This is a genomic window from Massilia polaris (assembly GCF_012927275.1).
Taxonomy (GTDB): domain Bacteria; phylum Pseudomonadota; class Gammaproteobacteria; order Burkholderiales; family Burkholderiaceae_D; genus Telluria_A; species Telluria_A polaris.
The window spans coordinates 37,527-50,727 of record NZ_JABBGG010000008.1; the positions used below are offsets into that span (position 1 = coordinate 37,527).

The following is a 13,201-nucleotide window of genomic DNA, read 5'->3' on the forward strand; positions in this document are numbered from 1 at the left end:
TAACGTCACGCCTGCGTCTAGCGCCAGTCCCCACGCAAGGCGCTCACCTGCTGGTACAGGTACTCAGGACTCGCCTCCTGCGGCGGCACCGGCACGCCGACCGCCAGCGCCAGCCTCGAACGCGGTCCGCGCGTGAACGAGCGCTCGAACAGGTTACCAGGATCGCGGGTCAGCAGGCTGCCCCACAAGCCGCGCAGCGCCATCGGAATCACCGGCACCGGGCTGCGTTCGATGATCTTGGCGATCCCGCCGCGGAACTCGTTGAGCTCGCCGGTCGAGGTCAGCTTCCCCTCCGGGAAAATGCAAACAAGCTCGCCGTCGTGCAGTGCCTTGGCGATGTCCACGTAGGCCTTCTCCATCGCCCACGGGTCCTCTTTCGCCGAGGCGATTGGAATCGCTTTCGCGGTGCGGAAGATCCAGCCGAGGATCGGCGTGTTGAAGATGCGGTGGTCCATCACGAAGCGAATCGGGCGCGGGCTCGCAGCGCCGATCACGATCGCATCGACGTAGCTGACGTGGTTGCATACCAAAACAGCCGGGCCCTCGTCCGGAATACGCTCGACGTCGACCGTCGTCACGCGATGGATCGTGTGAATCAGCATCCACGCGAGGAAGCGCATCAGGAATTCCGGCACCAGCGAGAAGATATAGATCGCCACCAGCGCATTCAGCAGCGCCGTCGCAAGGAACATCTCCGGGATCGTAAAGCCCTGCGCATGCATCAGCATCGCCAGGCCGGCAGCGGCCACCATGAACAGCGCGTTCAGGATGTTCATGCCGCCAATGGTGCGCGACAGGTGCTCCGGATCGCAGCGGGTCTGGATCAGCGCGAACAGCGGCACGATATAGAAGCCGCCGAACACGCCAAGCATCAGGATATCGCCGAGGATGCGCAGCGCGCCCGGCTGCGCAAGCAGGCCGGCCATGTCGACCGTGATGGTGCCGGTGTAGCCAAGACTGGCGAAGTACAGGTCGATACCGAACAGCGACAGGCCGATCGAGCCGAACGGCACCAGGCCAATCTCCACCTTGTGTCCCGACAGGCGTTCGCACAGCAGTGATCCGGCGCCGACGCCCACCGAGAACACAGTCAGCAACATGACGAACACGCTGTAGTCGCCGTGCAGGTAGTCCTTGGCGAACACGGGGAACTGCGACAGCACTAGCGCGCCGTAGAACCAGAACCACGAATTCCCCAGCATCGACAGGAACACAGTACGGTTCTGCCGCGAGAAAGCGATATTGCGTACCGACTCCGCGAGCGGGTTGCGGCTGATTTTGAGGGTCGGCGCAGGCGCCGGTGAATGCGGGATGCGGAAGCTGGCCACCAGCCCCACCACCGCGAACAGCAAGGTGGCGCCTGCCACCAGCTCGATCCCGAAAGGCTTCACCTGCACCATCGCCGCGCCCAGCACCTGGCCGAGCAGGATGCCGACGAAGGTGCCCATCTCCACCAGCCCGTTACCGCCGACCAGTTCTTCCTGCTTCAGGTGCTGCGGCATATACGCGTACTTCACAGGCCCGAACAGCGTTGAATGCACGCCCATGCCAACGACGGCGGCGATCAGCACCCACAGCGTGTGCGTCATCCAGCCGATACCGGCGACGAGCATGATCGCTATCTCGAGAATTTTGACGAAACGCGCAAGGCGTCCCTTCTCCACCTTGTCGGCGATCTGGCCGGCAGTCGCCGAGAAAACCACGTACGGAAGGATGAACAGGCCGGGAATCAGGCTGTTGAGTATGGCCGGTTCCATGGTCGTCCAGCTCAATGCATCGTAGGTCAACACCACCAGCAAGGCGGTCTTGAACACGTTGTCGTTGAACGCGCCGAAGAACTGGGTCCAGAAAAACGGACCGAAACGGCGTTGCGTCAGCAGGGAAAACTGGCTCTGTTGTTTCATGACGATTGCTCGCTAAGTGAAGGTTTGCGCAGCAGCGCCTGGAATGCGTGCGGCACCCATGGACGCGCCGCCAGCATGAAGCTCATCGCATTTTTCTGCTCGAGCGGCACGCGCATTTCGTTCTGGTGCTGCTGCGCGATGTCGGCGGCGACCTGCTTCAGGCGTTCGATCAGCGCGGCGCTGGACTGCTTCGACAGCATCACGTTCACCATTCCCAGCACCTCGCCATCGCCGTCGAAACGCGCGTTCAAATAGTCGGCAGCGGCTTCGCTGCGGAAGTACGACTGGATCGGGCCATTCGCGATCCAGCTGAAGGTCCGCGCGATCAGCAGCTTGACGCGGTTATTCGGCAGCAGTTCGAGGAAGCCGATCTTGTCGAGGCGAAGCAGGCAGGCAGTCACCTGCGCTTCGTCCAGCTCATACGTGCGGACGATATCCTCGAAGCCGATATGGTTCATCGCCGATACCGCCACTACCAGCAGCTGCGGGTCGCCGATGATTTCCTTTTCCTGCGCCAGGGTCAGTTGCGAGATCAGTTTCGGGCCGCCCTGCGCGGCGTTGAGTTCATCGAAACCGATGCCGGAGGCGTCCAGGATCTGGTCCAGCCGCTGGAGGGTGAAATTCTTTTGAGAGAACATCCGTTTTACGCTCGCCTCCGACATGCCGATCCGCACCGCCAGTTCGCCGTAGGTTACCCCTCGGCTTTTAAGCAGGCGCTTTAATGTGTCGACGAGTGTAATCGCTTGCGGCATGAGTGATTCCCGATAGTAATCTGGTAGCAGATACTAATACTTCTCAACGGTAAAAGCGATACAGTGGTGGGAAATTTTTGAGCCCACATCGGGGTCCGTCCCCGGGGACGGACCCCGATTGGTCAGCAAACAATCGGGGTCAGGCCACCACTGTTTGGGAATATTCCAAAACAATGGTGGCCTGACCCCGACGTTGAAGCAACAACCCAAATTTGCTAGCTCAGCGACTCCAGCCTGATCCTCACCACTTGCCCCACCACCGTCGCCAACTGCTCGATCTTCGCGATCGCGTCGTTGATGTTCTTTTCCTGCGTCTGGTGCGTCAGCATGACGATATCGAGGCGCGTCGCGTTCTCCGCCGGTTCCTTCTGCAGCACCGCGTCGATCGAGATGCGCGCGTCCGCCAGAATGCGCGTCAGGTCGGCCATCACACCCAGGCGGTTCTTGACGTACACGCGCAGGTAGTAGCTGGTCGTGATTTCGTCCATCGGCAGGATCGCCACGTCGGTCATCTGGTTTGGCTGGAACGCGAGGTGCGGCACGCGGTTGCCCGGATCGGCCGTCGCCAGGCGGGTGATGTCGACCAGGTCGGCAATCACTGACGATGCGGTCGGCTCGGCGCCCGCGCCCTTGCCGTAGTAAAGCGAAGCACCGACAGCGTCAGCCTGCACCAGCACCGCGTTCATCGCGCCTTCCACATTGGCGATCAGGCGCTTGGTCGGAATCAGGGTCGGATGCACGCGCAGCTCGATGCCTTCAACGCCATTCACCACCGCGCGGCGCGTGATGCCGAGCAGCTTGATGCGGTAGCCCAGCTGCTCCGCATAACGGATGTCGACCGCCTGCAGCTTGCTGATGCCTTCAACGTAAGCCTTCCCGAACTGCACCGGAATGCCGAACGCGATGGCGGACATGATGGTCAGCTTGTGCGCGGCGTCGATGCCTTCGATGTCGAAGGTCGGATCGGCTTCGGCGTAGCCGAGGGCCTGCGCCTGCTTCAACACCGTCTCGAAGTCGAGGCCCTTGTCGCGCATTTCGGACAGGATGAAATTGGTGGTGCCGTTGATGATGCCCGCCACCGACTCGATGCGGTTGGCGGTCAGGCCTTCACGCAGCGCCTTGATGATCGGGATGCCGCCTGCGACTGCCGCTTCGAAAGCGACCATCACGCCCTTCTCCTGCGCCGCCGCGAAAATCTCGTTACCGTGCAGCGCCAGCAGCGCCTTGTTGGCGGTGACCACGTGCTTGCCGTTGGCGATCGCCTTCAGCACCAGTTCGCGCGCGGTGTCGCAGCCGCCGATCAGTTCGACGACGATTTCGATGTCGGGATGGTTGACGACCAGGTTGGCGTCGGTGACGATTTCCACGCCGGCGCCGACGATGGCTTCGGCGCGCGCGGTGTTACGCACGGCGACCATCGAGATCTCGATGGCGCGGCCGGCGCGGCGGCGGATCTCTTCGCCATTACGCTGCAGGACGGTATAGGTTCCGGCGCCGACGACGCCGAGGCCGATCAGGCCTACTTTGATGGGTTTCATATTCTTCGTATCAGATTGGAATGTCAGCCACGCCCGTGGCGGCGGCGGTAGCCGTCGAGAAAGCGCGCAATGCGGCCGCAGGCGTCGCTAAGGTCGTCAGAGTTGGGCAGGAACACCAGCCGGAAGTGGTCCGGCGCGATCCAGTTGAAGCCCGTCCCCTGGACGATCAGCACTTTTTCCTCGGACAGCAGCTCGCAGGCGAACTGCTGGTCATCCGCAATCGGGTACATCACGGGGTCGAGGCGCGGGAACATGTACAGCGCAGCTTTTGGCTTGACGCAGGTAACGCCCGGAATATCGGTAAGCAGTTTGTGCGCGAGGTCGCGCTGCTTGAGCAGGCGGCCGCCGGGGCCGACCAGGTCATTGATGCTCTGGTAGCCGCCCAGCGCGGTCTGGATCGCGAACTGGCCCGGCGCATTGGCGCACAGGCGCATCGAGGCCAGCATGTTGAGGCCATCGATGTAATCCTTGGCGTGGCGCTTTTCGCCCGACACCACCATCCAGCCGGCGCGGTAGCCGCACGCGCGGTAGTTCTTCGACAGGCCGTTCAGGGTGATGAACAGCACGTCGTCGGCCAGCGACGCCATCGACACGTGTTCTTCTTCGTCGTACAGCGTCTTGTCGTAGATTTCGTCGGCCAGCACGATCAGCTGGTGCTGGCGCGCCAGCTCGATGATGTCCAGCAGGACTTCGCGCGGGTACAGCGCGCCGGTCGGGTTGTTCGGGTTGATGACGACGATTGCCTTGGTGTTCGAGGTGATCTTGCGGCGCATGTCTTCGACGTCGGGCATCCAGCCGGCCTGTTCGTCGCAGATGTAGTGCACCGGATTGCCGCCCGAGAGGCTGACCGCGGCGGTCCATAGCGGATAGTCGGGCGCAGGCACCAGCACTTCGTCGCCGTTGTTCAGCAGGCCGTTCATGGCCATCACGATCAGCTCGGACGCGCCGTTGCCGAGGTAGATGTCCTCGATCGTCACGCCGGAGATGTTTTTCTCCTGCGTGTAGTGCATGACCGCCTTGCGCGGCGCGAACATGCCCTTCGAGTCGGTGTAGCCGGCCGCGCCGTGCATGTTGCGGATCATGTCGTGCACGATCTCGTCAGGAGGATCGAAACCGAACACGGCCAGGTTACCGATGTTCAGTTTGATGATCTTGTGCCCCTCCTCTTCCATCTGGCGGGCTTTTTCCATGGCTGGGCCACGAATTTCGTAGCAGACGTCGTCGAGCTTGTTCGATTTCAGGATCGGTCGCAAAATCATTCCCTGTTTGGTGGCGCGTATGTTGCAGTGCGAAAAATACCCATTCTGCCGAAAGCGCTCCATTTAATCAACTTATCGCGAAAATTCGCGCTTTATAACTGTTTGTGGCATGCTATGCCCCACGCAGGCGCAGCCCTGCAACAACCACGCGCCCTACCAATGAAGCTTCATGCCAGCACCACCAAACAATACCAGACCGTCACCGGCTATGACGACAGCGGGGTAGAAATCAATGCCGAACACTTCGATTTCAGCCTGATCGTGATGCCGGAGACGGCGCCGCGCCCGTGGCCCGTGCCAGATTTCGAGAGCCTGACCGCACAACATTTTGAACAGATCGAAGCCGACCAGCCCGACGTTGTCATCCTCGGCACCGGCGCGCGCCAGCGCTTCGTCCACCCGCGCTTGGTTGCCACCCTGTCGGCGCGCCGCATCGGCGTCGAATGCATGGACAGCCAGGCCGCCTGCCGCACCTACAATATCCTGATGGGCGAAGGCCGCAAGGTCACGCTCGCATTGATTATCGAGGGCAAGCAAACAACGGCTTGATTGCGGGACCAGCGTCCCCATATTTACCAGGTTGTCCATATTGCCCTTGCATTACCCCTGCCGCGCTGATTGGGGGCACGAAAATCAGCGCCGACCATCTCCAGGAGAGACCTGTGGCTGATAGCCAATCCCCAGCACCCGTAACGAATTTTTCCGCCGCCATGACCAGCGACAAGACCTTCGAGCTGTCCGGCCGCCCTGCGCGTTACACCGTGCTCTACTTTTACCCGAAGGACAACACGCCCGGCTGCACCACCGAAAGCATCAATTTCCGCGAGCTGTATCCGGAATTCGAGAAGGCGCAGACCGAGATCTACGGCATCAGCCGCGATTCGCTGCGCTCGCACGAAGGCTTCAAGTCGAAGCTGGGCCTGCCGTTCGAACTCATTTCCGACCCGGAAGAAGCGGTCTGCGGCCAGTTCAATGTCATGAAGATGAAAAATATGTATGGTAAGCAAGTTCGAGGGGTGGAACGCAGTACGTTTATCATTGACGCTAGTGGTAATTTGGTGAAAGAATGGCGTGGCGTGAAGGTTCCAAATCACGCGGACGAGGTGCTGGAATTCGTAACAACCCAGCCCTGACTCGCCCGGCTAACTTGTTGATCAACCTGCTGTAGAACCTGATTGCACCAGCCCATTTTGAGTCAACCGTTTCTACCTTTTGCATCACTCCAATCTGGCGGCCTGCCGGCCCGGTCATATTCCGGGTCCGACCAGCGCCCACGTAATTCGCCCCAGCCGTTTTTCACCTACGACGCCGCAAGCCACGCTTGCGTGCACGCTGCTGGCTATCCTCGGACATTTTTAGATTGAGACACTGATGCCACTACCAAAAATACCAACTAAGCCGGCCACACTGCTGCCGGTCGCTGATTACCCGAAAGCTGAACCTGGCAAGTCCGGCGCGCGCACTGTCGCGGCCGCCAAGCCGAAACTGGCCGCCGTGCCCGAGCCGGTCAATGACGACATGATCGCCAAGCCGGCCAAGGGCGGCCGCAAGACCGCACGCCTGCTGTCCGCGCCCGAGGCAGTGCCTGCGCCTGCTGCGGCGCCGCACATCGCCGCACCTGTCGCCAGGGCCGAGCCGGCCGCCAAGCCGTCGCGCGGCAAGGCCCGCCAGCCTTCCGAAAACGCACTGCCGCATCCGGCCAAGCACAAGCCGGTCGAACTGCAGGTCAAGTCTTCCACCAGCCGCCGGGCCGACAAGAGCGGCCTGACCAAGATGTTCGTGCTCGACACCAATGTGCTGATGCATGACCCGACATCGCTGTTCCGTTTCGAAGAGCACGACGTCTACCTGCCGATGATGACGCTGGAGGAGCTCGACGACCACAAGAAAGGCATGTCCGAAGTGGCGCGCAATGCACGCCAGGTATCGCGCACGCTGGACGCGCTGGTCGGCAGCATCGACGACGGCGCCATCGAAGCGGGCATACCGCTGGCCAAGCTGGGCAACAAGGACGCCAAGGGCCGCCTGTTCTTCCAGACCCGCCTGCAAGCCGGTCCAGGCCTGCCGGAAGGCCTGCCGCAGGGCAAAGCCGACAACCAGATCCTCGGCGTGGTGCGCAACCTCGAAGCGGAACTGCCGGGCCGCGCCATCGTGCTGGTGTCGAAAGACATCAACATGCGCATCAAGGCGCGCGCGCTGGGCCTGCCCGCCGAAGACTATTTCAACGACCATGTACTGGAAGACACCGACCTGCTGTACTCGGGCATCGTCCAGCTGCCGGACGATTTCTGGAACAAGCACGGCAAGGACATGGAGTCGTGGCAGGAGAACAAGAACGGCTATTCGGCCACGTTCTACCGCATGACCGGTCCGGTCATTCCTACGCTGCTGGTCAACCAGTTCGTGTTCCTCGAGCCGAAAAGCGGCGAAGCGCCGTTCTATGGCCAGGTCAAGCAGATCAACGGCAAGACCGCGGTGATCCAGACCCTGCGCGACTTCAGCCACAACAAGAACAACGTATGGGGCGTCACCGCGCGCAACCGCGAGCAGAACTTCGCGCTGAACCTGTTGATGAATCCGGAGTGCGACTTCGTCACCCTGCTTGGCCAGGCAGGTACCGGCAAGACCCTGCTGGCACTGGCGGCGGGCCTCGCGCAGGTGCTTGAAACCAAGCTGTACAACGAGATCATCGTCACCCGCGTCACCGTGCCGGTCGGCGAGGACATCGGCTTCCTGCCAGGTACCGAGGAAGAGAAGATGTCGCCGTGGATGGGCGCCTTCGACGACAACCTCGAAGTGCTCAACAAGTCCGACGGCGAAGGCGGCGAGTGGGGCCGTGCGGCGACGCAGGACCTGATCCGCTCGCGCATCAAGATCAAGTCGCTCAACTTCATGCGCGGCCGTACCTTCGTGAACAAGTTCCTGATCATCGACGAGGCGCAGAACCTGACGCCGAAGCAGATCAAGACCCTGGTCACGCGCGCCGGTCCGGGCACCAAGATCCTCTGCCTGGGTAACATCGCGCAGATCGACACGCCTTACCTGACCGAAGGTTCGAGCGGCCTGACCTACGTGGTCGACCGCTTCAAGGGCTGGTCGCACAGCGGTCACGTGACCCTGGCGCGCGGCGAGCGTTCGCGCCTGGCCGACCACGCGAGCGAAGTGCTGTAAGACTTCCCCGCTCAAAGAAAAACCCTGTACGCCGCGAGGTGTACAGGGTTTTTTGTTGGGCGCGGGCTTGTCAGCGCACTTCGCAGTCCACCGTCGCTGCCTTGGACTGGCTGCCCGACGCGCCTCCCGCTGCGCCGCTGGAGGAGCTGAATGCCGGCGGCGGCATGAACTTCAGTGCCGGATTGGGCGGCACAATGACCGGCGGAGTGATGTTATTCCGGACGAAACCAAACTGGCCCGCGGTGAAATTCATTGCGCCACCCGTGTTGGTCAGATTAATCGCACCGTCGACAACCTGCACGTACAGTCCTGGCGCAAGCGACGGCGCCGCCGGTGGCCTGCCCGGCGTAGCCGGCATGGCCGGCGCGGCGGTCGGGACGTACTGCGCGATGAAGGTGGTGCCGCGAATGCCAATCGTCGCCGTCGGCGTCTTCAGCGAGAACTTCTCCTTGTTGCGCTTGCCGAGCAGGCCGGTGACCGAACGCAGGCCGCCCTTGACCAGGTTGAAGCTGGCGCTGTCAGCGTCCGGCCTGGCCTCGTCGTAAGCAAAAGCTTCGATCTTGAAGGTGGTGTCCGGCCGGAGCGTGATCTCGCTGTTGTCGATGAAGCGGATCTGCGCATACGTGCCCTTCTCCGCCACCAGCGTGTCGCCCTGCTCCACTTCCGACTTGCGCGCCAATACCTTGACCGATCCGTCGGCCTTCTTCGCCAGCAGCGGGCCGCTCAGGTGAACGACCGTGCCCGCGACCTGCCCGGCCCATGCGAACGCCGTCACCGCGATCATCGCGGAAAACAGCAGGACCTTAATTACAGTACGTCTTGGCTTTACGAGGGCTCTCATCTTTGGCTCCACTTGGTGATTCTGCGTCGACCTTGTTCTGCTGGTCGTCCTTTTCTTTTGCGGCGGTTTTCTTGTCGTCGTCCGCTGGCTTGACCGCGGCCGGCGGTGCGGCCGCCGGTGCTGCGGCATCGGCCTTCTTGTTGATGCCAGCTTGCTGCTGCAGGATCGTAGCGAGCGGGCTCTGGCCGGACGTCTGCGTCGGCACCGGGCTGACCACGATACAGGCCGGAAGCGACGGGTTCACGCTGCAGGCAGCCGGTTCAGGCACCACCACGCGGCAGCCCTGCAGGCCAGGGCTGGCAGCGCATTGCGCCAGCGTCGGCAGCACAACCGCGCAGCCAGGCGTCGTTGGCGCCGTCGTGCACTGGCCAAGCGAAGGCAGTACCGACGAACAGCCAGGCGTGCCAGGTGCGATGACGCACTGTGCGAGCGACGGGCCTGGCGGTGTCGGATCGACCGGCGGCACGACCACCGGTGGCGTGACGACGGGCGGTTCCGGCGTTACCGGCGGCGTTACCGGCGGCGTTACCGGCGGCGTTACCGGTGGCTGGACCGGCGGAACTGGCGGCTGAACCGGCGGCTGAACCGGCGGCTGAACCGGCGGCTGTACGGGCGGTTGAACCGGCGGCTGTACAGGCGGCTTGATTGGTGGCTGCACCGGCGGAGTCGCTGCCTCATCGGTGCTGATGCTGCCTGCTGGCGCGGTAATCGTTCCGCCGTTGGTGACGCGCTTGCCCTTGAGCGCGATATCGCCGGTGGCCGAGGTCACGATGCCGGTGCCGTTAATCTTCAGCAGCGCATTCGCGCCGGCGTCGAGGACGATGCTGCCCGACGCCGATTCGACATTGCCATCGATCGTCATCGCGCCGGTGCTGGACAGACGAATCGCGCCCGCACCAGACCTTACCCGTGCGCGCGCATCCGGTTCGAACGGATCGAACTCCGGAATGCTCATCGTACCGGCATTGCTAATCGTGATCGAGCCGGTGCTGTCGGCGCCCGACTGAAGCACGCGGCCAAGGACCAGCGCTCCGGTGTTGCTGATGTTGATTGCGCTGGCGCCGTTGGCATGGTTGTTATTGACGGCCAGGTAGCTGGTGCGCATTTGCAGCGCTGCGCTATTCGTGCCAACGCCCTCGCTCGACCCAAGGCTTACGCTGTTGGCGATGACGATGCCATTGGCGCCGCTGACGATGCCAGCGCCGTAAAGGTCCACCACGCCGGAGCCGGCATTGATCGCTTTGTCGATCGCCAGCCGTCCGCCCGCGTTGAGCATGACCTCGCCGCCCAGCGTCGTGATGCCGCTGGCGCTGAGGTTGCCCGCCGAGCCGAAGTGGAAGGTGCCGGTGGTCGCGCTGCCCGAAATGACGTCGACCACGTTCGCCTGGGCCAGGTCGACAAGGCTGCCGCGCGCTTCCAGCGCCGGCGCGGTAATGATGCCGCCCTCGTCCTGCCTGACCTGGTTGATCGACTTCAGCGTCAGCAGCGAGATTGTATTCAGCGGCGCATTGATGTCCAGGTAGCCCTCGCCCGCGTCGAGCACGACCTTGCCTGCACCTGCGAGGTTGGCGGCGCCCGACACCGACAGGCGGCCGGACTGGCCGTCGTTGCCGCCGATCGTCAGCGAACCCGAACTCAGCTTGCCCAGCTCGGTGTTGGACAGGCCGAGCATGCCCGTTTCGTCATACGCGTCGCCGCCGAGCGAAATCATGGTCGCCGCGTTGTGCGGCATGAGGGTAATGTTCCCGTTTGCGCCGGTATCCAGTTCACCGCCGAGGAGCAGGCCGTCCGAGCGCGCGACGATCGATGCAGACTTGATCGCGCTCGTTTCGATCACTTCGATGCTGCCGCCGGTGACGCCGTAACGGCCCAGCACCGCGTGGCTGTTCGCATGGTTGGTCGACAGGTCGATGATGCCTTCGACGCGGATGCTGCCGCCCGTTTCCAGCACCAGGTTAGGGGTTTTGCCCGCACCTGCCGTGTAATTGGCGCTGACCGTGATGCTGCCGGTGTTCGCGCTGCTGCCGATATTGATGCCGTAGCCGGTGACCTGGTTCAGTTCAAGCGGCGACAGCGACAGCTCGCCGGCATTCTTGGTACTCGAAATGCGCATTGAGCGGCCATCCGAGAACGGCGTGAACGACACATTCGGACGGGTGCCCGCCGATCCGATCGTCCCGTTAAGCAGTATGTTGTCGGTCTTGATGTCGATGAAGCCGGAAGTGTCCAGCGATGCCGTCGGGGCAAGCGTGAACCTGTTCCCCGCGCGGAAGTCCAGGTCGCCGCCATTGGCCGACACCGCAGCGTTGACGTTGATGTCGTTACCCGCCTCCGCCCGCAACGAGCCAGCCGACGACGCGATGGCCACTGGGTCGATGAAGTCGATGTTGTTGGTCGCCTGAAGGATCACCCTGGTGGTGGCGTTATCGATCAGGGATGGGGCAATGCGCGTCGTCAGTCCCGCGTTTTTGCTGAAAGCATTCGCGTCGGATAGCACGTGGTCGCCGCTGACCACGATCTCGATGTTGAGCGGATCGAGCAGCCAGCTGCCGCTGCTTCCGTTGGCCGCGCCCGCATCGATACGCGCGCCGTTCACGTCGAGGTAGTGCCCCGATGTTTCGACCATGCCGCCGTTGCCGCCCGCAGCACCGCCGCGTGCCGAGATGGCGCCGAACGCGCGGGTCGCGTCGTCCGACCAGACGATCACCTTGCCGCCGTTGCCCGAGACGATGGCGTCGGCGCGAATGGTCGCATCCTTGCCGACCCACGCTTGCTGCGCATTCTGCACGGCCGCGTTCTTGCCCTGGTAGTCGCCGCCGATCAGCACCGTGCCGCCGCCTTCATTGCCGCTGGCGTCGATGCGCGCATCGCCGGTCAGCGCGACGCGCTCGCCGAGCACGCTGACACTGCCGCCCGTGCCCGCGCCGGTGGCGCTGGTAACGCTGCCCGCTTCAAGCAGCGTATCGCCGCTGGCCTTCAGGATGATCTTGCCGTCGGCGCCACGCACCGCACTGTTGGCATTGACAACGCCGCGCTGGCGCACCAGTGCGCCGTAGATGCCGATCTTGCCGCCCTGCGCCACTACCTGGCCGAGGTTGACCGTTTCGCCGGCCGGTGCGGACACCACCACGCGCAGGTCGGGATTGGCGCTGTCGACCAGCTGAACCGAGTGGCCCGCCGCCAGCACCACTTCGCCGTTCGGCGCGTTGATGATGCCGTTGTTTTCTACATTGGCCGCGATCAGGAACACCTTGCCGCCGTTCGGCGTGGTGATCGCGCCCTGGTTCGTGACCTTGCCCGAGACCGCGCCGGCGCTGAAATTGCGCCGACCCGCGAGGAAGTCCGCGTCGGACAGGCCGAGCGTCGACGCCGTCAGGCCGTTCACGTCGATGCGCGAGTCGCGCCCGAACATGATGCCGTTCGGGTTAAGCAGGAAGACGTGTCCGTTCGATTGCAGCGCGCCGAGGATCTGGCTCGGGTCCTGCCCCGTGATGCGGTTCAGGACCGCGCTGTCCGCGTTCTGCTGGACGAAACGGGTCACCTCGCCCGCGTTGACGGAGAAGGACTGCCAGTTGATGATCGCGTTCGGCGTGTTCGTAATCGTGAACACATTGCCCTGCTGGCCGAAGGTCGCCTGCCCGTTCACTACCTGCGGCAGGGTCGGCGCGGCCTGCGCCGCGCCGAAGCAGCCCGCCACCAGCACGGTAATGAATTTGCGCTTCATATTGTTGTTCAT

9 protein-coding genes are annotated in these 13,201 nt (G+C 63.0%); 3 read left to right on the plus strand and 6 right to left on the minus strand.

Going from position 1 to position 13,201, the window contains the following annotated elements; translation table 11 throughout:
• Positions 1-17: 17 nt before the first annotated feature.
• From HHL21_RS14810 to HHL21_RS14825, 4 genes are all read right to left on the minus strand, one after another.
• Complete coding sequence (locus HHL21_RS14810; RefSeq protein WP_169467204.1) at positions 18-1,904, minus strand: MFS transporter; 1,887 nt, start codon at positions 1,902-1,904, stop codon at positions 18-20.
• Positions 1,901-2,656: a helix-turn-helix domain-containing protein gene (locus HHL21_RS14815; RefSeq protein WP_169467206.1), complete on the minus strand. Its 756-nt coding sequence runs from the start codon at positions 2,654-2,656 to the stop codon at positions 1,901-1,903. The genes HHL21_RS14810 and HHL21_RS14815 overlap by 4 nt, the downstream gene beginning before the upstream one ends.
• A gap of 215 nt (positions 2,657-2,871) precedes the next feature.
• Positions 2,872-4,194, minus strand: a complete 1,323-nt coding sequence (locus HHL21_RS14820) for a homoserine dehydrogenase (protein WP_169467208.1) — start codon at positions 4,192-4,194, stop codon at positions 2,872-2,874.
• Between the two features lie 23 nt (positions 4,195-4,217).
• Positions 4,218-5,447, minus strand: coding sequence for a pyridoxal phosphate-dependent aminotransferase (locus HHL21_RS14825; RefSeq protein ID WP_169467498.1), 1,230 nt, complete (start codon positions 5,445-5,447; stop codon positions 4,218-4,220).
• Positions 5,448-5,612: 165 nt separating this feature from the next.
• Between HHL21_RS14825 and HHL21_RS14830 the strand changes: the two genes are divergently transcribed.
• The 3 genes from HHL21_RS14830 (at position 5,613) to HHL21_RS14840 (ending at position 8,624) form a co-directional block, all read left to right on the plus strand.
• Positions 5,613-6,002, plus strand: coding sequence for an Mth938-like domain-containing protein (locus tag HHL21_RS14830; protein WP_169467210.1), 390 nt, complete (start codon positions 5,613-5,615; stop codon positions 6,000-6,002).
• A 113-nt stretch (positions 6,003-6,115) separates the two neighbouring features.
• A complete protein-coding gene (locus HHL21_RS14835; protein WP_169467212.1) occupies positions 6,116-6,586 on the plus strand; it encodes a peroxiredoxin in 471 nt (156 codons plus the stop codon).
• Positions 6,587-6,824: 238 nt separating this feature from the next.
• Positions 6,825-8,624 (plus strand): PhoH family protein, encoded by a 1,800-nt coding sequence (locus HHL21_RS14840; protein ID WP_169467214.1) that lies wholly within the window; start codon positions 6,825-6,827, stop codon positions 8,622-8,624.
• Between the two features lie 70 nt (positions 8,625-8,694).
• On the opposite strand, the gene HHL21_RS14845 is transcribed toward HHL21_RS14840, so the two are convergent.
• Positions 8,695-9,465 carry a FecR family protein gene (locus HHL21_RS14845; RefSeq protein ID WP_229496458.1) on the minus strand — a complete coding sequence of 257 codons (771 nt, stop codon included), beginning with the start codon at positions 9,463-9,465 and terminating at the stop codon, positions 8,695-8,697.
• On the minus strand, positions 9,428-13,201 hold the full coding sequence (locus HHL21_RS21430) for a two-partner secretion domain-containing protein (protein WP_206085798.1): 3,774 nt from the start codon (positions 13,199-13,201) through the stop codon (positions 9,428-9,430). The genes HHL21_RS14845 and HHL21_RS21430 overlap by 38 nt, the downstream gene beginning before the upstream one ends.